The 26,749-nt window shown below is 61.4% G+C and carries 29 protein-coding genes, 2 tRNA genes and 1 riboswitch; of the genes, 5 read left to right on the top strand and 26 right to left on the bottom strand.

Annotated elements, in window-relative coordinates; translation table 11 throughout:
* Window positions 1-9: 9 nt before the first annotated feature.
* Window positions 10-1,695, top strand: coding sequence for an acyl-CoA dehydrogenase family protein (locus tag AB1781_01105; GenBank protein ID MEW5703176.1), 1,686 nt, complete (start codon window positions 10-12; stop codon window positions 1,693-1,695).
* A gap of 26 nt (window positions 1,696-1,721) precedes the next feature.
* Here AB1781_01105 and AB1781_01100 read toward each other — a convergent pair whose 3' ends face one another.
* From AB1781_01100 to AB1781_01090, 3 genes are all read right to left on the bottom strand, one after another.
* On the bottom strand, window positions 1,722-2,261 hold the full coding sequence (locus tag AB1781_01100) for a hypothetical protein (GenBank protein ID MEW5703175.1): 540 nt from the start codon (window positions 2,259-2,261) through the stop codon (window positions 1,722-1,724).
* A gap of 367 nt (window positions 2,262-2,628) precedes the next feature.
* Complete coding sequence (locus tag AB1781_01095; GenBank protein MEW5703174.1) at window positions 2,629-3,225, bottom strand: hypothetical protein; 597 nt, start codon at window positions 3,223-3,225, stop codon at window positions 2,629-2,631.
* A complete protein-coding gene (locus tag AB1781_01090) occupies window positions 3,222-4,064 on the bottom strand; it encodes a sterol desaturase family protein (protein ID MEW5703173.1) in 843 nt (280 codons plus the stop codon). Before AB1781_01090 ends, AB1781_01095 begins: the two co-directional genes overlap by 4 nt.
* Before the next feature lie 168 nt (window positions 4,065-4,232).
* Between AB1781_01090 and AB1781_01085 the strand changes: the two genes are divergently transcribed.
* Window positions 4,233-4,583, top strand: coding sequence for a DUF3147 family protein (locus AB1781_01085; protein ID MEW5703172.1), 351 nt, complete (start codon window positions 4,233-4,235; stop codon window positions 4,581-4,583).
* Between the two features lie 98 nt (window positions 4,584-4,681).
* On the opposite strand, the gene AB1781_01080 is transcribed toward AB1781_01085, so the two are convergent.
* From AB1781_01080 to AB1781_01050, 7 genes are all read right to left on the bottom strand, one after another.
* Window positions 4,682-5,119 carry a DUF411 domain-containing protein gene (locus tag AB1781_01080; protein ID MEW5703171.1) on the bottom strand — a complete coding sequence of 146 codons (438 nt, stop codon included), beginning with the start codon at window positions 5,117-5,119 and terminating at the stop codon, window positions 4,682-4,684.
* 67 nt (window positions 5,120-5,186) lie between these two features.
* Window positions 5,187-5,262, bottom strand: a tRNA-Glu gene (locus AB1781_01075).
* A 68-nt stretch (window positions 5,263-5,330) separates the two neighbouring features.
* Complete coding sequence (recJ, locus tag AB1781_01070; GenBank protein MEW5703170.1) at window positions 5,331-7,121, bottom strand: single-stranded-DNA-specific exonuclease RecJ; 1,791 nt, start codon at window positions 7,119-7,121, stop codon at window positions 5,331-5,333.
* Window positions 7,122-7,131: 10 nt separating this feature from the next.
* Window positions 7,132-8,121, bottom strand: coding sequence for a class II fructose-bisphosphatase (gene glpX / locus AB1781_01065; protein MEW5703169.1), 990 nt, complete (start codon window positions 8,119-8,121; stop codon window positions 7,132-7,134).
* Between the two features lie 21 nt (window positions 8,122-8,142).
* The gene (locus AB1781_01060; GenBank protein MEW5703168.1) at window positions 8,143-9,447 is read right to left on the bottom strand and encodes a homoserine dehydrogenase; all 1,305 of its coding nucleotides are present in this window, start codon (window positions 9,445-9,447) and stop codon (window positions 8,143-8,145) included.
* Window positions 9,444-10,667, bottom strand: a complete 1,224-nt coding sequence (locus AB1781_01055; GenBank protein MEW5703167.1) for an LL-diaminopimelate aminotransferase — start codon at window positions 10,665-10,667, stop codon at window positions 9,444-9,446. The genes AB1781_01060 and AB1781_01055 overlap by 4 nt, the downstream gene beginning before the upstream one ends.
* Before the next feature lie 85 nt (window positions 10,668-10,752).
* Entirely contained in the window at window positions 10,753-12,036 is a 1,284-nt protein-coding gene (locus AB1781_01050) for an OmpA family protein (protein ID MEW5703166.1), read from the bottom strand.
* A 172-nt stretch (window positions 12,037-12,208) separates the two neighbouring features.
* Here AB1781_01050 and phaC point away from each other — a divergent pair, with 172 nt between their 5' ends.
* The gene (gene phaC / locus AB1781_01045; protein ID MEW5703165.1) at window positions 12,209-14,005 is read left to right on the top strand and encodes a class I poly(R)-hydroxyalkanoic acid synthase; all 1,797 of its coding nucleotides are present in this window, start codon (window positions 12,209-12,211) and stop codon (window positions 14,003-14,005) included.
* Here phaC and AB1781_01040 read toward each other — a convergent pair whose 3' ends face one another.
* From AB1781_01040 to cutA, 5 genes are all read right to left on the bottom strand, one after another.
* A complete protein-coding gene (locus AB1781_01040; GenBank protein MEW5703164.1) occupies window positions 14,006-14,533 on the bottom strand; it encodes a gamma carbonic anhydrase family protein in 528 nt (175 codons plus the stop codon).
* Window positions 14,534-14,564: 31 nt separating this feature from the next.
* Window positions 14,565-15,617, bottom strand: coding sequence for an N-acetyl-gamma-glutamyl-phosphate reductase (gene argC / locus AB1781_01035; protein MEW5703163.1), 1,053 nt, complete (start codon window positions 15,615-15,617; stop codon window positions 14,565-14,567).
* A gap of 83 nt (window positions 15,618-15,700) precedes the next feature.
* On the bottom strand, window positions 15,701-16,204 hold the full coding sequence (gene rpsI, locus AB1781_01030) for a 30S ribosomal protein S9 (GenBank protein MEW5703162.1): 504 nt from the start codon (window positions 16,202-16,204) through the stop codon (window positions 15,701-15,703).
* Between the two features lie 8 nt (window positions 16,205-16,212).
* Entirely contained in the window at window positions 16,213-16,674 is a 462-nt protein-coding gene (rplM, locus tag AB1781_01025) for a 50S ribosomal protein L13 (GenBank protein MEW5703161.1), read from the bottom strand.
* A gap of 115 nt (window positions 16,675-16,789) precedes the next feature.
* Complete coding sequence (cutA, locus tag AB1781_01020) at window positions 16,790-17,125, bottom strand: divalent-cation tolerance protein CutA (protein MEW5703160.1); 336 nt, start codon at window positions 17,123-17,125, stop codon at window positions 16,790-16,792.
* Window positions 17,126-17,368: 243 nt separating this feature from the next.
* Between cutA and AB1781_01015 the strand changes: the two genes are divergently transcribed.
* Complete coding sequence (locus AB1781_01015) at window positions 17,369-18,361, top strand: glycosyltransferase family 9 protein (GenBank protein MEW5703159.1); 993 nt, start codon at window positions 17,369-17,371, stop codon at window positions 18,359-18,361.
* 13 nt (window positions 18,362-18,374) lie between these two features.
* Here the strand turns inward: AB1781_01015 and AB1781_01010 are convergent, their stop codons facing one another.
* From AB1781_01010 to AB1781_00965, 10 genes are all read right to left on the bottom strand, one after another.
* Window positions 18,375-18,623 (bottom strand): hypothetical protein, encoded by a 249-nt coding sequence (locus AB1781_01010; GenBank protein ID MEW5703158.1) that lies wholly within the window; start codon window positions 18,621-18,623, stop codon window positions 18,375-18,377.
* Between the two features lie 30 nt (window positions 18,624-18,653).
* Window positions 18,654-19,196, bottom strand: coding sequence for a hypothetical protein (locus tag AB1781_01005; protein ID MEW5703157.1), 543 nt, complete (start codon window positions 19,194-19,196; stop codon window positions 18,654-18,656).
* A gap of 138 nt (window positions 19,197-19,334) precedes the next feature.
* A tRNA-Pro gene (locus tag AB1781_01000) sits at window positions 19,335-19,411 on the bottom strand.
* A gap of 62 nt (window positions 19,412-19,473) precedes the next feature.
* On the bottom strand, window positions 19,474-19,890 hold the full coding sequence (locus AB1781_00995) for a MerR family transcriptional regulator (GenBank protein ID MEW5703156.1): 417 nt from the start codon (window positions 19,888-19,890) through the stop codon (window positions 19,474-19,476).
* Window positions 19,891-19,908: 18 nt separating this feature from the next.
* Window positions 19,909-20,220 (bottom strand): integration host factor subunit alpha, encoded by a 312-nt coding sequence (locus AB1781_00990; GenBank protein ID MEW5703155.1) that lies wholly within the window; start codon window positions 20,218-20,220, stop codon window positions 19,909-19,911.
* Window positions 20,221-20,309: 89 nt separating this feature from the next.
* Window positions 20,310-21,284 carry a beta-ketoacyl-ACP synthase III gene (locus AB1781_00985; GenBank protein MEW5703154.1) on the bottom strand — a complete coding sequence of 325 codons (975 nt, stop codon included), beginning with the start codon at window positions 21,282-21,284 and terminating at the stop codon, window positions 20,310-20,312.
* The gene (gene plsX, locus AB1781_00980) at window positions 21,281-22,333 is read right to left on the bottom strand and encodes a phosphate acyltransferase PlsX (GenBank protein ID MEW5703153.1); all 1,053 of its coding nucleotides are present in this window, start codon (window positions 22,331-22,333) and stop codon (window positions 21,281-21,283) included. Before plsX ends, AB1781_00985 begins: the two co-directional genes overlap by 4 nt.
* A gap of 32 nt (window positions 22,334-22,365) precedes the next feature.
* Window positions 22,366-22,551, bottom strand: coding sequence for a 50S ribosomal protein L32 (rpmF, locus tag AB1781_00975; protein MEW5703152.1), 186 nt, complete (start codon window positions 22,549-22,551; stop codon window positions 22,366-22,368).
* A 75-nt stretch (window positions 22,552-22,626) separates the two neighbouring features.
* A complete protein-coding gene (locus tag AB1781_00970) occupies window positions 22,627-23,178 on the bottom strand; it encodes a DUF177 domain-containing protein (protein MEW5703151.1) in 552 nt (183 codons plus the stop codon).
* A complete protein-coding gene (locus AB1781_00965) occupies window positions 23,175-23,732 on the bottom strand; it encodes a ubiquinol-cytochrome C chaperone family protein (GenBank protein MEW5703150.1) in 558 nt (185 codons plus the stop codon). Before AB1781_00965 ends, AB1781_00970 begins: the two co-directional genes overlap by 4 nt.
* Before the next feature lie 147 nt (window positions 23,733-23,879).
* Here AB1781_00965 and bamE point away from each other — a divergent pair, with 147 nt between their 5' ends.
* Window positions 23,880-24,323 carry an outer membrane protein assembly factor BamE gene (gene bamE / locus AB1781_00960; GenBank protein ID MEW5703149.1) on the top strand — a complete coding sequence of 148 codons (444 nt, stop codon included), beginning with the start codon at window positions 23,880-23,882 and terminating at the stop codon, window positions 24,321-24,323.
* A 58-nt stretch (window positions 24,324-24,381) separates the two neighbouring features.
* On the opposite strand, the gene AB1781_00955 is transcribed toward bamE, so the two are convergent.
* Window positions 24,382-26,460 (bottom strand): sodium-translocating pyrophosphatase, encoded by a 2,079-nt coding sequence (locus AB1781_00955; protein MEW5703148.1) that lies wholly within the window; start codon window positions 26,458-26,460, stop codon window positions 24,382-24,384.
* Window positions 26,461-26,619: 159 nt separating this feature from the next.
* Window positions 26,620-26,728, top strand: a riboswitch (TPP riboswitch).
* Window positions 26,729-26,749 lie beyond the last annotated feature (21 nt).

Here is a 26,749-nt window from a genome sequence, read left to right as displayed (position 1 = left end):
GTTCCGCCCATGCGCTACCAGCAAGAAACCCGAGGCCAGAATTTCTTCGCGGTAGATCCAAACCTGAAGACGCTGCTTGCTCGCCGCGCGCCCGACCTTCTTGCGCGGAACGGGGAAAGACTCCACGCCTTCGGCGCCTGGGTCGGAAGCGACGTAGACTGCGAGGCGGAATACACGGACCGCTTCGCGCCCCCCGTGCTCGAAGCCCACGACCGCTTCGGCCGGCTCACGAACCGCGTCCGCCACAACCCGCTTTACGCGGAAATCCACCGCGACGTTTATGCGCGGGGCATCGTGGGCCTAAACTTCGGACCGAAGGCGGAGCCTTTTCTCATGAGTTTCCTCATGGGATATCTGCTGTCGCAGGCGGATATCTCTATCCACTGCCCGGCGACGCTCACCGGCGCCGTGGCCTATATCCTCGGTAAGCTTCCCGAAAAAGCCGCGGCGAAGCACTATCTCGAAGGACTCCTCCGGCTGGACGGAAAGGCGCTGACCGGCGGCACATGGGCGACCGAGCTCGACGGCGGAAGCGACCTTGCCGCAACGGCTACGGTTGCGAAACGAGATGGCGAACATTTCCGGCTTACCGGCTTCAAATGGTTTGCGAGCAACCCGGATTCAGATGTGGCGCTGGCGACCGCAAGGCCGGAAGAAGCACCGGGAGGGACGGAAGGCCTCGGTCTTTACCTGGTGCCGAAGGCACTGGCGGATGGAAGCCCGAACCGCTACCGCATTCGGCGGCTGAAGACGAAGCTCGGCACGCGCGGGCTTGCTTCCGGCGAGATCGAACTCGAAGGGGCGTTCGCCTTCGAGGTGAGCCCGCCGCCCAGGGGCTTGCGGCTCATGCTCGAAGCGCTCGATTACAGCCGCGTCCACAACGCGTTCGCCGCCGCCGCCGTCGGCCGACGGGCCTTCCTGGAGGCGATCGCCTACGCCTCCCATCGCCAGGCCTTCGGAAAAATCCTCCTGGCCTTTCCCATGGTGCAGAGCGTGCTGCTCGATCTCCAGATGAACGCCGAGGCCTCCCTCACCCTCGCCTTCGAGGCCGCGGTCGCGTTTGATGAATCGGAGAAGAACGCCAAACGACTTCCCTGGCGGCGGCTGACGACGGCGCTGGCAAAATACTGGACGGCGGAGAAGGCGATCCGCGCCGCGAGCAGCGCGATCGAGGTTCTGGGCGGCGTCGGCTACACGGAAGACTACGTGACGCCCAGGCTTCTCCGGGACGCCCAGGTGCTTACCGTGTGGGAGGGAACGGCGAACATTCAGGCGCTCGAGGTGCTGCGACTGGTCGCGGGGAACGGCGAAGGCTTCGGCGCGTTCATGGCGCGCATCGAAGGCGTCCTGGGTGGGGTCAAGAGCCCCCTGGAAGAAGAATGCGCCAAGCCTTTGCGGAGCGCGCTTGCCCTCTGCGCGGATGGCGTCCGACAGGCCACCAAAAGCCCGGAAGTTGCCTCGCGGATCGCGCGGCGCCTGATGGACCGCATGGCGGTCTTGCTCGCCGCGTGCTTGCTGCTGGAAGAGGCGGCTGCCGATCTCGCCGAAAAGAAAGACGGAAGAAAAGCCTGCCTCGCGAAACGCTTCATCCGGCGCACCCTCGACTTCGACGCCGCTAGCCAGCTCCTCGACACGGAACCGCTGTTGCAACGGGATTTCGAACGGGTCGTCGGCTACGAGGAAATGCCCGCTTAGAAAGAAAAGCAGGGGCCGGACCTGGTCTAGTCCGACTTTTCAAGCTCGTCCTTAACGGCCTTGCGTCGTTCCTTGGCTTGTTCCCGGCCTTGCTCCTTAAGGGCTTTCGAATCTTCCTTTTCAAGCTCGTCCTTAACGGCCTTGCGTCGTTCCTTGGCTTGTTCCCGGCCTTGCTCCTTAAGGGCTTTCGAATCTTCCTTTTCAAGCTCGTCCTTAACGGCCTTGCGTCGCTCCTTGGCTTGTTCCCGGCCTTGCTCCTTAAGGGCTTTCGAATCTTCCTTTTCAAGCTCGTCCTTAACGGCCTTGCGTCGCTCCTTGGCTTGTTCCCGGCGTTGCTCTTTAAGGGCTTTCGGATCTTCGGGCTTGGTTGCCCATTCAGGCCGGCCAGAGAAGTCAGGCCGCTTCTCCGAAGGGGCCTTGACGCCATCCGATTTGCCCTGCGCCTTATCCGCTCCGCCTCGTCCTTGGGCGTAGGACGGGTCATTTGCTAAGAGTGTCGCCACGGCCGCGGCGACGGCGACGCCCACCACAATCAGGCGTTTAACGGTTAACGGTGCTCTACCCATGACAGATGCTCTCCATGCAACATTCCGATGGTAACGTGCGTTCATTCTTTCTCTGCCGTCCCACTCGTCATTCGCGGCTCCCAAGGAGATATTTTACGAGCGCCGCGATTCCAAGGACGAGAAGAGCGGCCACTAATATGCCAATCAAGCCCATGCCCCACCCCATTCCCTCCATGCCGTTCATCATCCGGATGCCTCCGTTGTAAGCATCAGAACACCAGAACCTTATTGGCGGCAAGTGTTTCCACCGCCAGTTCATCCATGGTACTGCGGCGGGCACCGTCCAGGATGAAGAGACGCTTCATCTTATTTCATTCCCCATAGGATACTTCTAGGCGCAAGGGAAACGCCGGCCAGTGTTGATCGCTCAACGCCGGTCGCCAGGAGCACCTTTCTGGTCCGAGCTGGAGTCCTTCGGAGCTTGTCCTTTGCCGGATTGCATTTGTGTCGTACAGGACTGCATGCGCTGCATCATCTGGGCGCGCATCTGATCTTGCGATACGTCGCCACCCATAGCACCCATTTGCCCCATGCAATTCTGCATTTGCTGCATCATGCCCTGCATCATCTGCTGCTGCATCGGCGCCATGCCTTGACCCTGCCCGTCACGCGGAGAAGGTGTAGCTCCTTCTTCTGCCTGCGCATGACCAGACGCCGCGATTGCCATCCCCACTACAACAACCGCCGCAGTGGCGATGGAAATAAGCCTTTCCATGGAAGTCTGTTTCATTCGTCTTATTCCTTTCTGATCAAGTGGGTATTCGGGATCGCCTATGGGTAGGCCGATCGGGAACAGAAAGTTTCCAATGTATGGGTTTTTGGTCGCCGTCTCCTTGAGATAGATCAAGCTTTGTTCGCCCGTTGGAGGCATCAAACCCTCCCGCTTCACGCTCGCTCCTGGCATCGTCGCAACGACGCCGGCCAAGAAGCTATGGGTGTGGCAGCCAGTATCCCGGCTTTTCATCCCGGCCCTTCCCGCCGGTTGATCGGGTAACCGCTGGCCGGGCCGAGAAGCGGCTGAATCAACATCCGGTCGAGCCACAGGTCGCGGGGTTTGCGGAACTGTTCGATGCCGATGGTCATGCCCTCATGCCCAGTCGCCGGTTGGGCGCGATAGGTCTCGAACAGGCGGTCCCACCAGGGCAGGTTGAAGCCGAAATTGCTGTTGGTCTCGTGGGGCAGGATCGAGTGATGGACGCGGTGCATGTCCGGCGTGACCACGAACCAGCGCAGCGCGCGATCAATACCGGCCGGGATACGGACATTGCCGTGGTTGAACATCGAAGTCGCGTTCAGCAGCACCTCGAAGACCAGCACGGCGACGGCGGGCGGCCCGAGGGCGGCGATCACGGCAAGCTTGATGCCCATCGAGAGCAGGATCTCCACGGGGTGGAAGCGCAGGCCGGTGGTGACGTCGAACTCGAGGTCGGCGTGGTGCATGCGGTGCAGCCGCCACAGCGCGGGCACCGCGTGGAACAGCACGTGCTGGAAATAGATCGCAAGGTCGAGCACGATCACGGAAGCAACGACGGCAACCCACCAAGGCATGGCAAGCGCGTGGAACAAGCCCCAGCCCTTGGCCTCGGCGAGAAGGGCAAAACCGACGGCGGCGATTGGAAAGGCCAGCCGGAGCACCACCGTGTTGAGGACGACGATGCCGAGGTTGTTGGGCCAGCGCGTCCGGCGGGGAACGGCCTGCTGGCGGCGGGGTGCGAGCGCTTCCCACGTCGCCATGACGACAAGGACGCCAAAGAAGGCGGCCAGGCGGATCAGGGGCTCGTTGGCCTGCAGGAAGTCGGGCATTGGTCTCTGGACCTTGCTCGGGGTCTTGCCAGCATCTTTTCAGCTTATAGGCGGATCGCAAGGCCAAACAACCTAAAACGGCCACGGCCAACGGAAACGCCGCTTTCGCGCTCTTAAGTTCGGCGACTAAAATGAAGATGTTCCATTCTCCTGCCGAAGGGTTCGCACATGCTCTACCTCATGATCAAGACCGCCATAACGGCCGCGTTGGTGGTCGCCATCGGTGAAGTCGCAAAACGCTCCCCCCTTTTCGCAGGCCTCGTGGCGTCGCTTCCATTGGTTTCGGTGCTAGCCATTCTATGGCTTTACGCCGACACCGGAAGCGAGAGCGAAGTCGCGCGACTTTGTTGGAGTATCCTGTTGATGATACTGCCATCCCTGGTTTTTTTCGTGGCGCTGCCCTTGGCCTTGCGGTTCAACCTCGGCTTCGCCGTCTCGCTGGCGTTGGCCATCGCAGTCACGGCCGCAAGCTATTGGTCCTACATGACGATCCTGGGCAGGTTCGGAATCCGCCTGTAGGCAAGCCCTGCCGTCGCCGGGAACGGCTTTCCGGGTCCATCCGTTTTCGATACGGAATGCGGCCTGGAATTGCCGGCCGCCGGCTGTATCTCCGGTGTTTACTCGATAGCGTAGATTTTCGAGCCGCCTTTCGAGAACGCATAAACCTCAAAAGGTCCGGATTTATCCCCACCCATGCCCGGAGAACCTTCCGGCATGCCCGGCAGGGCGATACCCGTGATTTTGGGGCGTTCGGCGAAAAGGCGGTCCAGCGCTTTCATGGGAACGTGGCCCTCGATGACGTAGCCATCCAGCAGTACGGTATGGCAGCCCTCAAGGTCTTCCGGCACGCCGTGTCGGCGCTTGATAAGCGCAAGGTCCTCCGTCGCCTCGACGGTGACCCGAATGCCCCTTTTCCTCAGGTAGGTGGCGTAGTCGTCGCAACAGACGCAGCCCGGGTTCTTGTATAGGACAGCATCCTTCGACGGATTCGCGGCCGATGCGGAATCCATATGCAGGAGAGTTGCCAGCAACAAAAAAAGTGCCAAGATACGCATCTGGTATCCTTACCCTTTCAATGGAAACCGCTTAGCACGCCGCCCGATTATAACTTCTAAATTTTGTTGGCGTCCCCAACGGGATTCGAACCCGTGTTGCCACCTTGAAAGAGTGGAGTCCTAGGCCTCTAGACGATGGGGACGAAGCACATGATCGGGCGCCACGTCTAAACTGGAAAGGGCCTAAAATCAAGCCCTTCCAAAGGTTTCCCTAGGCATCCGGGCGGGCCTTCGCGGCGTCCTCGATGAAAAGCTGGACTTCGTCCCGCCCCTGCCAGCGGTTGGCCCGCAGGTGGCCGGCCACGTGCAGCCCCACCCCGCCCTTTTCGAGCAGGGCCTGGCCGAGCGGCGTCGCCACGGCGCGGAAGGCGATTCCCTTGAGCCGGGCGCTGCCGGCGGCGTCCGTGATCACGCAGCGGACGTGGTCGGTGCCCACGACGTCGGCAAAGGCAATGCGGGCATTGGCAAAGGCGAACCGCGGTTCGGCGTTGCCGGAGCCGAAGGGGGCGAGACGTTCGAGGAGGCCGACGAACTCGGCCGTCGCCGCCCCCGGCGAAAGCGCCCCGTCGAAGTCAAGGGAAGGGACGAAGCCAAGCCTGGCAAGAGCCCCGCCGATGCGGTCGTTCAGGAACTCCCGGAGCTTCGGCAGGTTTTGGGCGGTGCCTGTGAAGCCCGCCGCCATGACGTGCCCGCCGCCGGTTGCGACAAGGCCGGCCTGGCGGGCGGCGAGGACGGCGCTGCCGAGATCAACGCCCGGCACCGAACGGCCCGAGCCGGCGGCACGATCCCCGGTCACCGCGGCGACGAAGGCGGGCCGGTTGTAGCGTTCCCGAAGCCGGCTGGCGACGATGCCGACAACGCCCGGATGCCAGCCTTCCCCATAGACAAAGGCGATCGCGCCGCCAGCCGAGGCTTCGACTCTTGCGATCGCCTGCTCCAGGACCTCCGCTTCGATCCGCTGGCGCTCAACGTTCAAGGCGTCGAGACGGCCAGCAAGCTCGCGCGCTTCGATCGGGTCTTCGGTTGCCAGCAGCCTGGCGCCAAGGTCTGCCTCGCCGACGCGCCCGCCGGCGTTCACGCGAGGCCCCAGAAGGAACCCGAAATGGTAGGCGGTAGGCGGCTGGTCGAGCCTCGCCACGTCGGCGAGTGCTGCGATGCCGGGATTGCCGCGCCGGGCGGCCATCTTCAAGCCTTGGGTGACGAGAGCGCGGTTGAGGCCGACCAAGGGGGCGACGTCGGCGACCGTGCCCAAGGCGACGAGGTCGAGCCATTGGAGAAGGTCGGGCTCGGGCCGCGCCCCATACCAGCCGGACTTCCGCAGATGCCGGTTCACCGCAACAACCAGAAGATAGGCAACCCCAACCGCGGCAAGTTCACGGTTCCGGCCGGTTTCGTCGAGCCGGTTCGGGTTGACGACGGCGAACGCCTTCGGGAGCCTCGGCTCGCCGATATGGTGGTCGATCACGACGACGTCGAGGGAAGCCTCGGCCGCCGCCTCGAGGGCCGAAAAAGCCGTCGTTCCGCAATCGACCGTGAGCACGAGGGAAACCCCTTCCTCCCGCAGGCGAAGAAGGGCCGGCGCGTTCGGCCCGTAGCCTTCCTTCAGGCGGTCCGGGATATAGACACGGAGCGCCGCCCCCACTACCCGGAAGAAGCGCTCCAGAAGGGCTGAGGAGGTAGCGCCATCCACGTCGTAATCGCCGAAGACGGCAACGCGTTCCCCCTTGGCGATCGCCTCCGCGATGCGGTGGGCGGCCTTCTCCATGTCCTTGAATAGAGAAGGGTCTGGAAGAAGCCTGCGGAGCGTCGGCTCGAAAAAACTTTCCGCCTCTTCCAGCTTGATGCCGCGGGCGGCGATGACGCGGCCGATGATCTCGGGCACGTCGAGCCGCTGGGAAAACGCCATGCCGGCCCGCGCGTCCGCAAGCCTCGCCCGCCAGCGCTTGCCCGAAAGCGAGCGTTCGACCCCCAGGAAACTTTCGCCCGGCTCGGGCTCCGCCATCGCGAGAGACTTAGCGATCTACCGGCTCGAAGCCGGACTTGCGATTGAAATTGTGCCTTGCCTCGATCATCCGCACCGTGCCCGTCTTCGAGCGCATCACCGTCGAATAGGTATAGGCCCCGCCAGCGAAGCGCCGCACGCCCCTCAACATCGAGCCGTTCGTCACCCCGGTCGCCGCGAACATGACGTCGCCCCTGGCCAATTCGCTCAAGCCATATTTGCGATCAAAATTCGTGATGCCGCAGCGTTCGCCCCGGGCGCGTTCGTCGTCATTGCGGAACTGCAGCCTGCCCTGCATCTGGCCGCCGATGCAGCACAAAGCCGCCGCCGCCAAGACTCCTTCCGGCGCGCCGCCCACCCCCATGTAGATGTCGACGCCGCTGTCCTTCGTCGCGGTCGCGATCACGCCGCTCACGTCGCCATCCGAAATCAGCATGATGCGCGCGCCCGCTTCGCGGACGCTAGCGATAAGGGCGTGATGCCGGGGCCGGTCGAGGACGCAGACGACGAGATCCGCAACGTCCAGTTTCTTCGCCTTGGCAAGGGCTTGCAGGTTTTCCTTTGGGCTCACGTCGAGGTCCACGATGCCCTCGGGCAGGCCGGGGCCGACGGCGATCTTGTCCATATAGACGTCGGGGGAATTCAGAAAGCCGCCATGTTCGGCCATAGCGACGACGGCGAGCGCGTTCTGCCCGCCCTTCGCCGTGATCGTCGTCCCTTCCAAGGGATCGAGCGCCACGTCCACCTTGGGGCCCGAACCGGTGCCGACCTTTTCGCCGATGTAGAGCATGGGCGCTTCGTCGCGTTCGCCCTCGCCGATCACGACGGTGCCGTCGATCGCGACGCCGTTCAGCGCCGCCCGCATCGCGTCCACCGCCGCCTGGTCGGCTGCCTTTTCGTCACCCCGCCCCATGAGGAGCGAGGCCGAAAGGGCCGCCGCTTCCGTCACCCGGACCACTTCGAGCGCGAGGTTGCGCTCCAACGTTCCCTTGATATCCATTTCCCCCCTCGGTTCGTTCCGCTATGACCGGTCGTCGAAGGCTTCGACGCGGATCATTCTCGGCGATTCTGCAATCGTATCCAAGCGTTTGATTTTCTGGAGCGCGCGGCGCATAGCGGCCTCGCTAGTCTCGTGCGTCGTCAGCACGATCGGGACGGCCGAGCCGGGCGCGCGCTGGCGCTGAAGCATCGCCTCCAGCGAAACGTTCTCGTCGCGCAGGATCGCCGTTACATCGGCGATCACGCCCGGGCGATCCAGCAGCATGAGCCGCACGTAATAGGCACCCTTGTGGCGTTCCATCGGGGCCGACGAGACCTTCACCAGACGGCCCACCGGCACCGAGAAAGTGGGAAGCCTTCTCCCGCGCGCAATATCCACGAGGTCGGCCACGATGGCCGATGCCGTCGGGCCGGCGCCGGCGCCGCGCCCCTCGAACATGGTGTTTCCGACGAAGTCGCCTTCGGCGACGATGGCGTTGTCGACTCCTTCGACATAGGCGATAGGAACCGATAGCGGCACCATGCAGGGATGCACGCGCTGCTCGATCCCGTCCTCGGTCATCCGCACGATGCCGAGAAGCTTGATCCGGTAGCCGAGTTCTTCGGCGTAGACGATGTCCAGGGCGCTCACATGCCGGATGCCTTCCGTATAAACGCCCGCAAAATCCATCTCGCAGCCGAAGGCGACGGAAGCAAGAATGGCGAGCTTATGAGCGGCGTCTATCCCGTCCACGTCGAAGGAGGGATCGGCCTCGGCGTAGCCAAGCCTTTGGGCGTCCTTCAGGACGGCCTTGAACTCACGCCCGGACCGGCGCATCTCCGTCAGAATAAAGTTACTTGTACCGTTCAAGATGCCGTAGATACGGCGGAGTTTGTTGCCGGCAAGCCCCTCGCGCAGGGCCTTGATGATCGGCACGCCGCCCGCCACCGCCGCCTCATAAGCCAGGGTCAGCCCCTTTTCTTCCGCCTGGCGGGCGAGCGAAAGCCCGTGATGGGCGAGCATCGCCTTGTTCGCGGTGACGACGTGGCGGCCACGACCGAGCGCCGTCTCGCAGATCGCTTTCGCGATCCCTTCAGCGCCGCCGATCAACTCAACGACGACGTCGGCGTCGGCTTCCGCCGCCATCTGGACCGGGTCGTCGAACCATGGCACGTTCCGAAGATCGATCCCACGCTCGCGGCTGCGGTCGCGCGCGGAAACCGCCGAGACAACGAGCGAGCAGCCACACCGTTCGGTAAGCAATTCCCCGTGTTCGCGCAGAATGCGACAGGTGCCAGCCCCAACCGTGCCAAGCCCGGCGATCGCGATCTTCACTTCCCTGCTCAAGACGCGGCGACCTTTCGTTGCAGCTTTTCGAGCACGGCGTCGGAAGACGCAAGAAATGTCCGGATGTTCCGCACCGCCTGGCGGGTCCGGTGCTCGTTTTCGACGACGGCCAAGCGAACATACCCCTCGCCGTATTCGCCGAAGCCTAAGCCTGGCGAAACGGCGACCTTCGCCTCCTGCAGCAGAAGCTTCGAGAACTCGAGCGAGCCGAGATGGGCAAAGGATGCCGGCAACGGCGCCCAGACGAACATCGTGGCGGGCGGCAAAGGTACCTGCCACCCCGCACCCCGCAGGCCCTGCACGAGCACGTCCCGGCGCTTGCGGTAGGTCTGGCGAATGTCCTCGACACAGTTCTGCGGACCGTTGAGCGCCGCCGCGCCGGCCACTTGAATGGGCGTGAAGGCGCCATAGTCCAAGTAGGACTTGATGCGGGCGAGCGCGCCGATGAGCTGCCGGTTGCCGGTAGCGAAGCCGATCCTCCACCCTGGCATGTTGTAGGTCTTGCTCAAGGAGGTGAATTCCACCGCGACATCCTTGGCCCCGGGAATTTGCAGGATCGAGGGCGGCGGCGCGCACTCGAAATAGATCTCCGCGTAGGCCAGGTCCGAAAGCACGTAAATCTGATGGTGCCGGCAGAAATCCACGACTTGGCCGTAAAAGTCCAGATCAACGACCTGGGTGGTCGGGTTGGATGGAAAGTTGAGCACGAGCAAACTCGGCGGCGGCACGCTGTGACGGACCGCCCGCTCAAGCCCCTTCATGAACTCGCCCATGTCCGGGCCAAGGGGAATGTGCCGGATTGACGCCCCTGCGATGATGAAGCCGTAAGGATGGATCGGGTAGCTCGGGTTCGGCACCAGCACGATATCGCCGGGCGAGGTAATCGCCTGGGCAAGGTTGGCCAAGCCCTCCTTCGATCCGAGTGTCACGATCGTTTCGATTTCGGGATCGACCGAGACACCGAAGCGGCGGGCGTAATAATTGGCGAGCGCCTTACGAAGGCCGGGAATGCCGCGTGAGTTCGAGTAGCGGTGCGTTTTCGGGTCCTGCACCGTTTCAATCAGTTTTTCAACAATATGGCGCGGGGTCGGCCGATCGGGATTGCCCATGCCGAAGTCGATGATGTCTTCGCCCGCCGCGCGCGCCTTCGCCTTCATCGCGTTCACTTCGGCAAAGACATAAGGCGGAAGCCGCCGGATCCTATGAAATTCCTGTTCCATTTCCATCCAATATCACCTCTCTCCTACCCCGGCCCCTACATCTGGAGGGCCCGTGGGCGGGCGGAGGGAAGTTTGCGTCTCAAATCTAGTAATCGATATAAACTTCCGTCCGCCGGTTGCCGGCCTCGCCGGACGGCATTACCTCGTAGTAAAGCGGTTCGGAGTCTGATTTCGCGCCGACATAGATCTTTTCCGGCGGAACCCCAAGGCGCATCAACTCCTTGGCAACCCGGTTCGCACGATCAACGGAAACGTTGAGGTTCGTGAGCTGGTGCGTCGTCGGGTCCAAATCCCGCGTTCGGCTGCTGGCATGGCCGACGACCCGAACCGACCTGCCGTTCTGGCGGAACAGACCGACGACGTCGTTCAACACCGCGCGGTCGTTTGCGTCAAGCGAACTGGACCCGATCTCGAAGGGAATCGTCGCCACCAGCATGGACATGCCGACGGTGGTCTGGTCGAACGTCTCCAACGGCTGCGGCGCGCCGGGCGCCGTCGAAGCGATGAGTGCCGAGGGCGCCGCAAGGCCACCCCCCGCAACGCCATTCCGGGGCAGCTCTTCGAGAGGGGGAAGAGCCTGACCGGCGGGCAGCGGCGAAAACGCTTCTTGCTGCATATTGGCCGGCAAGGTGCGTGCCGCCGACTGCGTAAGGTATTGCTGCATTGTTTGGTTCAATTCGTTCGCGCTAGCCGGAAAGTAAGGCAAGGAAGGCACGATTTCCGAATTCGGAATCTGCAGCGACGCCGCCACCATCTCCGGCGGGGCGATAGGGCGCGGCGCAATCGCCGTCGGACGCGGAGACGCCATCACCGACTGCCGCGACGGCACGCCCGGCTGGGGCGCCTGCGAAAAAACGGGCGGCGGCGGCGCCTTTGCCGTCAACGTGCCGGTTTGTTCGCCGAGGGGGGTAAGGGAATCGTTCGGCATCGGGCGCGGCTCGGAAAGCTCGCCGGCGACCGTCACCGGCGAACGAGGCGCGGCGGCTGGTGGCGGCGCCTCTTTCGGAACGGGCCTCGGCCGGGGCGGTGGCAGGGCCTTGTCCATCTCGGACTGCAGGCGAATCGTCTCGTCCGAATATTGTGCGCGCGCACGGTCCGCCACCAGGCCTTTCGTGACTTCGGCCGCCTGCCCCGGATCATAGACCGGCGGCCTTGGCGGCACCTCGCTCAAGTTCGGGAAAGCCTCATCCTCGGCAGCTTGCCGTTCCCGCTCCAAGGCGAGATCGAGCGCCCCGGACCCTTCCGCATAAGCCTCGTCGTCTTCAAACCAGCCAGCGACGCCCTTGTACCATTCGATGGGGTTCGCCGCGTCGGGGACCTGGCTGCACCCGGCCAAGGTGAAAAGGAACACCCCCAGAGCAATTCGCAAAGAGAGGCAAGCCCTTGCTTGCAAGAAAATCCGCTTCGACTTAAATAAACACGTCTCCATGACAGGGAACACCCTCCTCGACGAGGCAATCTGAGAAGCACGCATGGCTTCTTCCTGTCCTCGGAAAATGGACAAGCCGCAAAGCGCCTTATAAATCATAAGGGAATCCAGGATGAACGATCAACCGAACTCCACTAAACAACCCTCGGATTCTAGCAGACTATCCGAAAATCTGCGGCAGATTGCTGAAAAGAGCCAGAGAATCGTTGAGGATTTCCTTACAAAACAGGCCCAGGAAGGGGACACGGGCATGGCCGTCCCGATGAGCATAGGCACGGCCTTTCTCGAAATGACGGCCAAGATGATGGCAAACCCCGCCAAATTGCTCGAGGCCCAGGCGGAACTTTGGCAGAACTACCTCAACCTTTGGCAGCACGCGACGCGGCGCGCCATGGGTATCGAGACGTCTCCCATCATCGAACCCGAAGAATCCGATCGCCGCTTCCAAAGCCCGGAATGGCAGGAAAATCCGCTATTCGATTTCATCAAGCAGTCCTACCTGCTAACGGCAAGGTGGACGCAATCCCTTGTCTCGAAGGCCGAAGATCTGGACGAAGACACTGCCCGGAAGCTTGATTTTTACTCCCGCCAGTTCGTCGACGCGATAGCACCGACAAATTTTTTGCTCACGAATCCGGAGGTTCTCCGGGCGACGCTTGAAAGCAAGGGTAACAACCTGGTCCGGGGATTGAACAACCTTTTGAAGGACCTTGAAAACGGTAAGGGCAAACTTCGCATCCTGCACACGGATCCAGAGGCTTTCAAAATTGGCGGGAACATCGCCTGCACGCCGGGCAAGGTGATCTATCAGAACGAACTCATGCAATTGCTGCAATTTTCGCCGACGACGGAGAACGTCTACAAGCGGCCGCTTCTAATCATCCCGCCCTGGATCAACAAATATTACATACTCGACCTGCGCGAATCGAATTCCTTCGTCCGGTGGGCCCTTGACAAGGGGCATACCGTCTTCGTCATCTCATGGGTAAATCCGGACGAAAAACTCGCCAATAAAACCTTCGAGGATTATATGCTCGAAGGACCGCTGGAAGCCATGGACGCCATCGCAAAGGCGACCGGCGAGAAGGAGCTCAACGTTCTCGGCTATTGCATCGGCGGCACCTTGCTGGCCTGTACCCTCTCCTACCTCGCCGCAAAAAAGGATCGTCGCGTCCATAGCGCCATTTTTCTCACCGCGATGGTGGATTTCGAAGACCCCGGCGAGCTTTCCGTATTCATCGACGAGGCCCAGATCGGCGTCCTCGAAAAGAAGATGGAAAAACAAGGCTATCTGGAAGGTCACGAAATGAACGCGACCTTCAATATGCTGCGCGCGAACGACCTGATCTGGTCTTTCGTCGTAAACAATTACCTGCTCGGCAAAGAACCTTTCCCGTTTGATCTTCTCTACTGGAATGCCGATTCGACACGAATGCCGGCCGCCATGCATAGCTTTTACCTGCGGCGCATGTACCTGGAAAACAAGCTCGTGAAGCCGGGTGCGATCCACCTGGGCGGCGTGCCGATCGACCTGCGGAAGATTGACCTGCCGATTTATATTCTTGCCTGCCGGGAGGACCATATCGCGCCCTGGAAATCGGTGTATGCCGCGACGCAGATCTACAAGGGCGATGTGCACTTCACGCTGGCGGCTTCCGGTCACGTGGCGGGAATCGTGAACCCGCCTACCAAGAAGAAATACAATTTCTGGACGGCCGAGAAAAATCCGCCTTCGCCGGAGGAGTGGCTGGCCATCGCCAAGGCGACGGACGGTTCCTGGTGGTTGGATTTCGGCAAGTGGCTTGCGCCGAAGGGCGGGGCGAAGGTCAAGGCGCGCACGCCGGGCGACGGCGCGTTGAAGCCGGTCGAGGACGCTCCCGGCAGTTACGCAAAGGTCCGCGTGGATTGATTACTTCTTGAGCGCCGCCAGGTACTCGGCCGCGAGGTCCACGTAATGGGCATTCGTATCCGGCAGGAATTCCCGCTCTTCCCGGGTAAGGTCGCGGACGTGGCACGCCGGGCTCCCCGCCCATAGCTGGCCCCGCTTGACACGCCTACCCTGGGTCACGAGGGCGCCGGCGCCCACCATTGCCCCGCCTTCGACGACGACGCCATCCATTACCGTTGCTTTCATGCCCACAAAACTGCCGTCCTCCAACGTACAGGCATGCAGGACGGCAAGGTGCCCGACGGTGACCCCGTTCCCGATATAGGTGCCAAGACCGTTTCGCGTCACGTGGATCACCGTGTTGTCCTGGATGTTCGTGCGTTCGCCGATGCGAATTTCGTTCACGTCGCCGCGGATCACGACCCCGAACCAAATGCCGGAGCGCGCACCGATCTCGACGTCGCCGATCACCGTTGCCGTCGGCGCGATGAAAGCATCCCCCGCAATCTTTGGCAGACAATTCCGGTAGGGAAAAATATTTCCAGTCATCGTTCGCCGTCTCCGGAGAGTGTTCCCGCGTTCACGGGAAAAGGGGCTTCTGTTCGAGCCCGGTCGGTTCCGGAATGCCAAAAACGAGGTTGAAATTCTGCACGGCCTGGCCGGAAGCGCCCTTTACGAGATTGTCGATGGCCGAGATCACGATGGCGCGATCGGGCAGCCGGTCCGGAAAAACGCCGATCAGGCAAAAATTGGACCCCCGCACGTGCCGCGTGGCCGGCGCGACGCCGTCCGGCAAAACGCGCACAAAAAATTCCTTTTCGTACCGCTTCGCGAGGGCGGCCCTTAAGTCCGCGGCGGCCGCGTTCTTCCCGAGCCGGACATAGATCGTCGAGAGGATGCCCCGGTTCATCGGCACGAGATGGGGCGTAAACGATACCGTCACGTCCCGGCCCGCCGCAAGAGCCAGCCCCTGCTCGATTTCCGGGACGTGCCGGTGCCGACCGACGCCGTAGGCGTGGATGCCTTCCGCCACTTCGGCGAAAAGGCTTTGCTCCTTTAGCGCCCGCCCGGCACCGCTGACACCGGACTTCGCATCGATAACGATATCCCGGGGTTCGATAAGGCCTTCGGCCAGAAGCGGCATCAGCGGCAATAGAGCCGACGTCGGGTAACAGCCAGGGCACGCAATCAGACGCGCCTTCGCGATCGCCTCGCGGGCAAGCTCGGTCAAGCCGTAGACCGCCTCCTTCTGCAACGTTTCGGCTCGATGCGGGTGCCCGTACCATTCCGCGTACGCCGCCGAATCGGCGAGCCGGAAATCGGCCGAAAGATCGAAAATCTTGAGGTGCCCGGGCAAGGCCGCCACCGTCTCTTGGGTGGCGCCGTGCGGCAGGCAGCAGAAGACGACGTCAACATCGGAAAAATCGGCGTCCGCGATCCGAATCAACCGCGGCAGACCAAGCCCGCCAAGATGGGGGAAAACGGCCTCCACGGTCTCGCCGGCGTGGCGATCGGCCGTCAGCGTCTGAATCTTCGCCCGCGGATGCCGGACAAGAATCCGCAGCAGCTCGGCGCCCGTGTAACCGCTGGCGCCAAGAACGGCGATCCGTATCGCCTTCGGGTTTTCGTTCATGCCTTCTCTCCGATAACCTCCCGTTATAGCAAAAGGGACGCCCCATGGGCGTCCCTTTTCCGATCAGGAGGTTCCCCCGGGAATTAGCGTTTTGAGAACTGGAAGCTGCGTCGCGCCTTGCTCCGGCCATACTTCTTGCGCTCCACGGTGCGGCTGTCGCGCGTGAGATACCCTCCCTTTTTCAGGAGCGATCGCAAGGTGGGCTCGTAATAGGTGAGCGCCCGGCTGATGCCGTGCCGTACGGCGCCGGCCTGCCCGGAAAGCCCGCCCCCCTTCACCGTGCAGGCGATGTCATATTGGTCGACCCGATTGACGATGGAAAAAGGCTGGCGAACGATCATGCGGAGCACCGGCCGCGCAAAATACAGCTCGACGTTCTTGCCGTTGACCTCGATCTTGCCGGAGCCCGGCTTCAGCCAGACCCGGGCAACGGCGTCCTTCCGCCTTCCGGTCGCATAGGCCCGACCCTGCCCATCGAGCTTCTGTTCATAGACAGGCCCCCCGCCAAGCATGGTAGGGGCGACATGGGTTTGTCCCGCGGCTTTAAGCTCGGTCAGATTTTCCAGCGTCTTTTTTTCCTCCGTCATAGCGTATCTCAAGCCCGTTTGTTCTTTGGATTCATACCGGCGATGTCGAGCGTTTCTGGCTGTTGCGCCGTATGGGGATGGTCCGGGCCCGCATAGACATGCAGCTTTCGGAGTTGCGCCCGTCCGAGCGGCCCCTTCGGAATCATCCGCTGAACCGCGGTCAGGATGACCCGTTCCGGACGCGCGCCTTGAAGCCGTTGGGTAAAGTTCTTTTCCTTGATACCGCCCGGATAACCCGTGTGCCAATAGAAAAACTCGCGCTCCAGCTTGCGGCCGGTCAGCTTGATCTTCTCGGCGTTGATGACGACGATGTTGTCGCCACAATCCACGTGCGGCGTATAAATTGGCTTATGCTTGCCACGTAGGCGCATGGCGAGACGGCTGGCCAGCCGGCCAAGGATAAGCCCCTCCGCATCGACCAGGTACCATTTCCTGTTCACGTCCGTCGGTTTTGCTGAAAAAGTTTTCATGGGCTCGCATACGCAAAATGTTTGAAATACCGGCGCGGAGTATGCCAGAAAAATCGCCGCTGTCAACGAAATTTCCTTTAAAATTAGAAGGATAGATGCGCGGTATTATATGATTTTAAGGGCTGGTTTCGCGGGCGATCCAGGCGAAGAAATCCGGATTGCCCTGGCTCAAGGGCCAGGCGACGACGCAGGGGCAAGCGTAGCTATGGATTTCCTTAACGCGGGCGATGGCCGCATCGACACAGGCTTTTTGGGTCTTGGCGATGACGATGGATTCGCGTTCGTCCGCAACCTTGCCCTCCCACCAATAGAAGGATTGGATTGGATCGAGGACGTTCGCGCACGCGACGAGACGGCGCTCGACAAGATCGCGGGCAAGCCGTTCGGCCTCGGCCTTCGAGCCCGCCGTCATGTAAAGAAAGAAGAAGGTATTCGTATCTTTTCCGTCCAAGGCATGCCCCGCCAGTTAAACCAAATCGGGTCTCCAATGCTCCTTGGTGACCATGATAATCTAGCCTAGGATAACCATCCGGTCACCTCCGCACGAAGATGGAATGTCGGCAGAACAAATACATAGAGGAAAAAGTCCGTGGGGCGACTCACCCTGCCGATGCCGAAAGCCCGTCCTGTGCCGCGAACCTTGCGTTGAACGCCGTGGCCTCGCATGGAAGATAATGGGTCGAAGGATCGGGCGATGAAGGTTCTCTTCGTAACCTCGACGCGGATCGGGGACGCTATTCTGACGACGGGGGTTCTTTCCTACCTCCTCGAGCGATACCCGCAGGCGTCCTTCACGGTCGCCTGCGGACCGTTGGCCGCGCCTCTTTTTCCAGCCCTTCCAAGGCTGGAACAGATCCTCCTGATCCACAAGCGCCCCTATGACCTTCACTGGCTGGAGTTATGGGCGAAATGTGCCCCCCATCGTTGGGACGTCGTCGTGGACATGCGGTCTTCCCTTTTAAGCTTCGGCCTCTTTGCCCGCGAACGGCACATCTACCAGCGCTGGCATCGCAGCAAGGGCGGGCACAAGGTCGAGCAGTATGGGCGGGTTCTTAGGGACCCGCAGGAGACACCGAACCCCCGCGTCTGGACAACGGCGGAACACCATGAAAAGGCGCGCAAGCTGGTCCCCACCGGCAAGCCCGTCATCGGCTTCGGTCCGACAACGAGTTGGGAAGGCAAGCAATGGCCGATCCCGCGCTACGTCGAGCTCGTAAAACGCCTGATTGCGCCGGACGGCATGCTACCCGGCGCCCGGATCGCCCTTTTCGGAACCGCCTCGGAACGGGAAATCCTGCGGACAATCATCGACGTCATCCCACCGCAGGATTTCGTGGACATCATCGGCAAGGGAGATTTGCTGACGGCCGCCGCCTGTCTTCAGCGCTGCCATTTTTTCATTGCGAACGACACCGGCCTCATGCACCTGGCGGCCGCGGCCGGTGTGCCGACACTTGGCCTTTTCGGGCCGAGCCGCAAAGAAGTCTATGGGCCTTGGGGGGAATGCACCGGCGTGGCTGAGACGGCGGTCCCGGCGGAGGAACTTATCTCCCAGATTGGGCGCAGCACCGGCACGCTCATGGAAAGCCTCCCCCTTGAGACCGTCGAGGCCGCCGCCCGCGCCCTTTGGGCACGCTGTGCCTGCCAGAAGTCGAAGGGTTCCCCCTCCTGGGCGGACAATTCTTGAAGGCGGCGGCTTTCTAGCGAATGGTTTCGCCGGCAAGTGCCGTGTAAAGCCGCTTGCCCGCCTCGGTCGGGACCAGAACTCCACCCGACCCCTTGTCCCAGCGCCTCTCTGCGATCAGGCCTTCCTGTTCGAGTTCGGCAACCGCCTGCGGCGCGCTGAATTTGCGGTTCAGCATAACGGCGCTGATGCCGCGCACGGGCGGCGGTATCGCACACAATTCCTCCAGAATGCGGAAAGAAACGCTGTTGCGCTCGATTTCCATCCCGTCCCCGTTTTCGGTCCGCAAGCGCGTCTAGCGCCCCTCCGGCGATTGCTCCGGCGGGACGCCCGGCCGCAGGCGTTCCCGCTCAAGAAGTTTACGGAAACATTGGCCAAGCGCGTAAAAGAAAAGAAAGCCGAACAAGACGAGAGCGGCAAAAAGAAGATGCCGCCGCCAGGCCGCCGCCCATTCGACGAGAGAGGGCGCCAAGTCGAAAAGCCAAACCGCGCTGGCAAGGGCGCCGAAGATGCCGACAAGCAGCAACCCCACGTAACGGCGCATGGCCGAGCCCCAGCGCAGGCGTTCCGGAACGCCGAGAACGACGTGGGTAAGCTCACTGCGATTGCGATGGCGCAGGTTTTCGACCGGCCACGGCTCAACCGTCTTATCCCACCAGACGACGGGGATGTTTTCCTTCTTGAGCGCCAGCCGCAGCCTAAGCGTGGAGTGGGATTCGAGGGCGCCCGTGAATGCTGTCAGCCTTCGGTTGATCCTCACCAAGAGGAACGTGAGCCAGGCGATCGCCGCCGTTGCGATCACCGCCAGAACAGATACCCAAATCGGAATCGAATGCATCGTCTTACGCCCAATCGCGGGGCCTGTTTATATGGGCTTTCAAATCCAAGAATATCAGAGGAAATCTGGAAAAAAAGCCTCGCAAACGAAAGGCCGCCGTATGCCGCGGTCGTTAACCATGGTTTCGTTTAGAGAAATTGGTCGGAGCGGCGGGATTCGAACCCACGACCCCCACACCCCCAGTGTGATGCGCTACCAGGCTGCGCTACGCTCCGACCGGGGCAAGCCGCGGGCGCACTATAAGGACGATCCGCCGTTTTCGCAACGGAGGTGCCCCTCAATCGCAAAGTTTCCGTAGCGTGTTCCGAAGGTCTTCGAGTTCGCCGAGAACGGCGCAAAGTTCCGCCCGCTTCGCCGGATCGCTATTACCTTCGATCGACGTTTCCTCCGCGTCCTCCGGGGGCTTGCCATTTTTATAGACGCCGTTTCGCAGAAGTTTCTGCACGCCCATGATCGTGTACCCTTCCTCGTAAAGGAGGGCGCGGATCTGGCGAAGCAGGGCGACGTCTTCCGGTCGATAGTAACGCCGGCCGCCGCCCCGTTTCAGCGGGCTGACCTGTGTGAACTTCCCTTCCCAGAAACGAAGCACGTGCTGGGGAACGTCAAGCTCGGAGGCAACTTCGCTGATGGTACGGAACGCGGACGCCGACTTGCCAACACGACGCGTGGGCATCAGGTTCAGCGATTCAACCATTCAAAACCTCTGGGAATCCTAACGCGAGATTCCAGAAAGTGTCTTATTTATCCTATTCTTAAGGACCTGCGACGCGCGGAAGACAAGAACGCGCCTGGGCAGGATTGGCACCTCCTCGCCCGTTTTCGGGTTGCGGCCAATGCGCCGGCCTTTTTGACGGATGGAAAAGCTTCCAAACGAGGAAACTTTTACCGGCTCGCCGCGCACCAACGCATCCGAAATCAACTTCAGCGCCGACTCGACCAGTTCTGCCGACTCGTTTCGCGAAAGACCGATTTCCTGATAAACGGCCTCGGTCAAATGTGCGCGTGTAACCGTACTTTCGCCCATAAGCGGCCCCCTGATTTCGCGAGAACCCTACTCCGGACGAAAATGGCCGTCAACATTACCGAATAGGAGAATTTTCCGGGAGGCCGCCGCTACCAGCGCGTTAACGCGGCACCCCAGGTGAATCCACCACCCATCGCTTCCAGCAACAAAAGATGGCCCGGCTGAATACGGCCATCCTCGACCGCCTTTGTCAACGCAAGCGGAATGGAAGCCGCCGACGTATTCGCGTGCTCCTCGATGGTGACGATCACGCGCTCGATCGGCAGTCCGAGTTTCCTGGCCGTGCTGGAGAGGATGCGCCGGTTTGCCTGATGGGGAACGATCCAGTCGATATTTTCCGCCTTGAGGCCATTGGCATCAAGCGCCTCATGGACAACATTGGAAAGGTTGACAACGGCGTGACGAAAAACCTCGCGCCCAGCCATCCGCAAGTGGCCGACCGTTTGGGTGGCAGATGGCCCGCCGTCCACATAGAGAAGATCGCGGTAGCGGCCGTCCGAGTGAAGGTGCGTGGATAAAATCCCTGCTTTTTCCTGGCTTGGCGGCCCCTCTTCGGCGCGGAGCACGACGGCCCCGGCCCCATCCCCGAAGAGAACGCAGGTGCGCCGGTCCGTCCAGTCTAGAATCCGCGAGAAAGTCTCCGCCCCTATCACGAGGGCGGTCTTTGCCTGTCCAAGCCGAAGGAAATTGTCGGCGACCGCCAGCCCGAAAACAAAACCCGAACAAACCGCATGGACGTCGAAGGCCGCTCCGCGCGTCATGCCAAGGCGCTCCTGCACCTGGGTCGCCGTCGAGGGAAAGGTAAAATCCGGCGTCGCGGTCGCCAGCACGATTAGGTCAACGTCCTCGACCCTCACACCGGCGTGCTTGAGTGCCGCTTGGGCCGCGCGCGTCGCCAGATCGGACGTGGTTTGGCCATCCGCCGCGACATGACGCTTCCGGATGCCCGTCCGTTCGACGATCCATTCGTCCGACGTATCAACCAATTTTGCAAGGTCGGCGTTCGTTAGAACGCGCTCCGGCAGGTAAGAGCCGCAGCCCGCAATTCGCGAGTGCCGCATCATGCGGGAGTCGCCGCTTTCTTCAGAGCCAGACCGTCGGCGCTGAATTTCTCGAATGCGCCGGTGATCTTCTCGTTAAAGCCGAAGGTCGCCATGTCGATCGCTACCCCGATGGCGTTGGCAAAACCCAGCGCATCCGCCCCGCCGTGCGATTTCACGACGATGCCGTTCAAACCCAACATCATGGCGCCGTTGTATCGCCTGGGGTCCATCTTTCGCTTGACCTTGCGAAGGCTGGAACGGGCCAACAGATATCCAAGGCGAGCCATCGGCGAACTCTGGAAGGCTTCTTTTAAAATCTGCGTATAGAACTTCGAGACCCCTTCGGCGGTCTTCAGCGCCACGTTGCCCGTGAAGCCATCGGTAACGGCCACGTCCACTTTTCCTTCGAGGATGTCGTTGCCTTCTATGAAGCCATAAAACTTCACCGGGAATCCCTCGGTCCGCAGAATGGTCGCCGCATCACGCAAATATTCGTGGCCTTTCATCTCCTCCTCGCCGACGTTGAGCAGGCCGACAACCGGCTCCGGCAGACCGAGGACGGCGCGCGCAAAAACGTTCCCCATGACGGCGAACTGCACGAGGTTATTGGCGCTGCATTCCACGTTCGCCCCAAGGTCCAGCATGACGACATCGCCCCGCATGCTGGGGATATAGCCCGCGATCGCCGGCCGATCGATTCCAGGCAAGGTCTTCAGGACAAATTTTGCCATCACCATCAGGGCGCCCGTGTTTCCGGCCGAAACGACGCCGGCCGCCTGGCCGTCGTGGACGGCGTTGATGGCCAGGCGCATACTCGAATCACGGCCATTACGAAGCGCCATCGAGGGCTTCATGTCGTTTGCGATGGCCTGATCGGTATGGCGGATTTCGGAATGGCCGAGAAGCTGCGCGTCTTTCGCAACCAACGGCTGCAGACGCCGTTCATCGCCAAACAGGATGAAATGGACGTTTGGGAAACGTTCGCGAGCCAATCTGGCGCCCTCGACGACGACACCAGGCGCATAGTCGCCCCCCATCGCGTCGAGCGCGATCGCCATCGCCGTAGTCATGGGTCCAGTCCCTCCGGATTGTCGCGCGAGGGTCAGATCGCCTCTTTATTTTTCAACACGCCCCGATCGCGGTAATGGCCGCAGGCAGCACAAACATGATGGGGAAGCTTCGATTCACCGCAGTTTGGGCATTCCATATGGCTGACCGGCTTCAGCGCGTGGTGCGAACGGCGCATATTCTTGCGTGATTGCGACGTTTTTTTCTTTGGAACCGCCATCGTTCTTCTCTTTTCATGATTTGGGAGAGGTCTAATTAAACAAAAAACCAGCCTCCGGCAAGGGCCTGGAAAATCTTACCTCTCGGGCTTCAAGGCCGCCAGCTTGGCAAAAGGCGAAGCCGCCTCTTCCGTGTCGGGGGCTTCCGGCAAGGCATAGGCGAAGGTGGCGTCCGGCAACCGCGGGTAAGGATCCAAGGCAAGCACCAGATGTTCGGTCACCGCTTCTCCGAGATCAATGGTTTCGCCGATCAGGGGTTCGGGCGGATCCTCCGCGTTAACCAGGACGGTGACTTCGCCTCCCGGCGTCGCCTCCGGCACGGCATCCGGTGAAAAATGCAACGTGAAGCGTTCGTCGATCGTCGCCGCGATATCGGCCAGCGAGACGACGCAAACCTGAACAACGTCCGCCGTCAAATGACCTTCCAGGTACAACCGTCGATTGCGCTCCGGCACCAGCGTAAGATCGGCCGAAAGACGGGTGAGCGCTTTTAAACCGAGTCGTTCGGCAAGTGCGGCGCACTCCGCCGGCGTGGCTTCGATCGTAAAGTGGGCCTCTTTTTCGGTGATGCCCGCCGTCGAAACCGGCCGTGAAAATTCGATTGTTTCGGTTTTGCCCGCCGGTGTCATGGTGTTGTCTCCTGGCGCCCGGCCTCCGCGCCAGACGGAACCCCGAAGGAAAGAATTCCGTTCGAAAGCATCGTCCCATTCTGCCCGGCAAGGGCAGCGGCTTCCCTTCGAAGATAGGCCGCCATGCCGGCAAGGGCTTCCGGGCCTGGGCACACCGTTCCATAGAGGTTGCGCTCGAGTGCCGCTTCCAGCGCGCCGGGTGCCGCTTCCAGACCCGCCTCATAGGCCGCGATGCGTCCATAGAAGGCGCGGATCATCTGTTTTACCCGCTTACCCACCGAAAGGTCGCCGACCCCCATTTCCCGCAAATTTTCGTCCATATCCAGAAATAGGACGTCGAACAGCGCCTGCGCCAATGGTTCAGCGCCCATCCGCTTCAAACGGTGGAGGACGAGAAAGGTGTGAAGGGCGATCATCTCGAAACGACCGTCCAGGGTGTCCGGCACGTCGTGAGCGGTATAAAATTCCGTCCGACGGGCCTGCTGAACGATTCGCGTGTATAAAAGGCGCGCCGACCGTTCGACGTTGAGTGGATGAACCAGTCTGGTGAGCACCCCTGCCCCCTCAAAGCGCCACTGATGGACCGCCTGTGATTGACATGTCGCACGCTCCGGTGCTTTTCTCTAACACCCGCGACCGATCCCGAACGGGGTGAATTATGCGAGATCGGCGCCCATCTTGCCAGTGACGAATTAGAGGAAATGAATCACAACCGCCTCCGGTCTTTCCGGATTTTTGGAGTTCTTTTCTGCACCTTGGGTGCGGCTGCCTGCAGCCCAACCATCTCGACTCGCGGCCACCTGCTGGACTCGGAGGCGCTTGCCACCATCCGCCCGGGAACGCAGACCCGCGAGGACGTAGCGGAAATCATCGGAACCCCCACCGCTTTGGCGACATTCGACAACCGCACGTGGTATTACATCAGCGAGCGGGTGCGGAAGGTGTCCTTTCACGACCCGGAAATCATCGACCGGAAGATCGTGGCCATTGATTTCGACACGAAAGGCGTCGTCCAACGCATCCGGCATTACCAGGCCAGGGACGGCTGGATCGTCAAGTCGGTCGGCCGCGAGACCCCGACGCCTGGCTTGGAGCCTCCGGCCATCGAGCGCTTTCTCGGTGGCATGGGAGACCTTTCCAAATAGCTCCCAGGCAAAAAAAAGCCCCGAAGAATCGGGGCTTTTTACGAGTCTCCGGTAACGTTTAAGCCGCCAGCATAGCCAGCAACAAAAGCGCCACGATGTTGATGATCTTGATCATCGGATTGATGGCGGGGCCCGCCGTGTCCTTGTAAGGATCACCGACCGTATCGCCGGTAATCGCCGCGTGATGGGCCTCGGAATTCTTGCCGCCGTAATGCCCTTCCTCAATGTATTTCTTCGCGTTGTCCCAAGCGCCCCCACCGGACGTCATGGAGATGGCAACGAAGATACCGGTAATGATCGTGCCGAGCAGCATGGCACCAAGCGCTGTGAAGGCGGCCGCCTGTCCCGCCACGGAAGTGATGACGAAATAGAGAACGACCGGGGCCAGCACCGGCAGCAGTGAAGGCACAATCATTTCCTTAATGGCGGAACGCGTCAGAAAATCGACGGCGCGGCTGTAGTCCGGCTTCGCGGTACCCTCCATGATGCCGATAATTTCCTTGAACTGACGCCGAACCTCGACCACGACGGAGCTGGCGGCACGTCCGACCGCCATCATGGCGAGTGCCCCGAAGAGATAGGGGAGCAGCCCGCCAAGGAAGAGACCGACGACGACGTAGGGGTCCTGCAGACGGAAGGGCGTCTCCAGATCGGGGAAATAGTGCCGAAGGTCCTCCACGTAAGCCGAGAAGAGAACGATCGCCGCCAGACCAGCCGAACCGATGGCATAGCCTTTCGTCACCGCCTTCGTCGTGTTGCCCACCGCGTCGAGAGCGTCCGTCGTCTTGCGGACGTCTTCCGGCAGGTTCGCCATTTCGGCGATGCCGCCGGCGTTGTCCGTAACCGGGCCGTAGGCATCAAGCGCCACCACCATTCCGGCCAGCGCCAGCATGGCGGTCGCCGAGATGGCGACGCCGAAGATACCGGCGTTAAGGAAGGTGAAGATGATTGCCGCGCAGATGACGAGCACCGGAAGCGCCGTCGATTCCATGGAAACGGCAAGCCCCTGGATGATGTTTGTCGCATGACCCGTCGTCGAAGCCTTCGCGACGCTCAAAACGGGGCGGAAATGGGTCGAGGTATAGTATTCCGTGATCCAGACGAGCAGTCCCGTCACGACAAGACCCGTAAGCGCGGAATAGTAAAGCGCGTGCCCGCTAAAGACCCGCTCTCCGATTTGAAACTCCTGCCCGAAAAAGCCGAACGCCTGAAAGATGATGCCGATGAAAACCGCCGACAAAACCGCCGCGACGATCAGGCCCTTGTAAAGGGCCATCATGATGCGCCCGCTTTTGCCGAGGCGAACGCAGAACGTCCCCAACACGGACCCCACGATACAGGCCGCGCCGATGGCAAGCGGCAGGAACATCATTTGCGTTTGCGTCTCACCGCTAAAGAAGAGAGCGGCCAGCAGCATCGTGGCAACAATCGTGACGGCATAGGTTTCGAAGAGATCCGCCGCCATGCCGGCGCAATCGCCGACGTTGTCGCCGACGTTGTCCGCGATCACCGCCGGGTTGCGGGGATCGTCCTCCGGAATTCCGGCCTCGATCTTACCGACGAGGTCGGCGCCGACGTCGGCCCCCTTCGTAAAAATACCGCCGCCGAGGCGCGCGAAAATCGAGATCAAGGAAGCGCCGAAACTGAGGGCGACCAAGGGAACCACCAGGTCGCGCCCGCCAAGCCCAATTTGCAGAAGGACAAGGTAGTAAATGGCGACCCCAAGCAGACCAAGGCCCACGACCAGAAGGCCGGTCACCGCGCCGGCGCGAAAAGCCATTTGAAGGGCCGGGTTCAGGCCGCGGCGGGCGGCTTCGGCCGTCCGCACGTTGGCCCGGACGGAGATATACATTCCGATGTAACCGGCGGCCCCCGAGAGAATAGCCCCGATAAAGTAGCCGACCCCGCTATAGAGGCCGAGCTGCCACCAGAGAAATGCCCCGATAATGACGCCGACGATGGCGATTGTGCTGTACTGGCGGTTGAGATAGGCGCCGGCACCCTCCTGAATACTGGCGGCGATCTCGCGCATACGGTCGTTACCGGCCGATGCGCCTAAGATCTGGCGGCTTGTCACAAGTCCATAGAGCACCGCCAGTGCCCCGCAAGCGATGACGTAGTAAAGCAAATTCTCCATCGTTCTCCCCCTGGATGGGTCGTCCTCAAGCGGCCATTTTCATGCGGCAGCGCCGCCATGGTAGATGGCCAAAATCGCGCGGAAAATGACAGAATAGGGCAAGCCGCGCAACTATCCTCTCGCCCCTTGACCCCGACCCATCAAACCGCCACGATATATCTAAGTTCCTAGGGGTACCCATGACGGGTTGAGAGGCGGGGCGCTTTGTCCTGCAACCCTTTGAACCTGATCCGGATGAACCGGCGTAGGGAACGGAACATATGCTTGCACGGTCAAGCGCACCGCCTGG

Source organism: Pseudomonadota bacterium (genome assembly GCA_040752895.1).
GTDB lineage: Bacteria > Pseudomonadota > Alphaproteobacteria.
The sequence above is the reverse complement of the archived record's forward strand: the minus strand, read 5'-3'. Positions and strand labels throughout refer to the sequence as shown.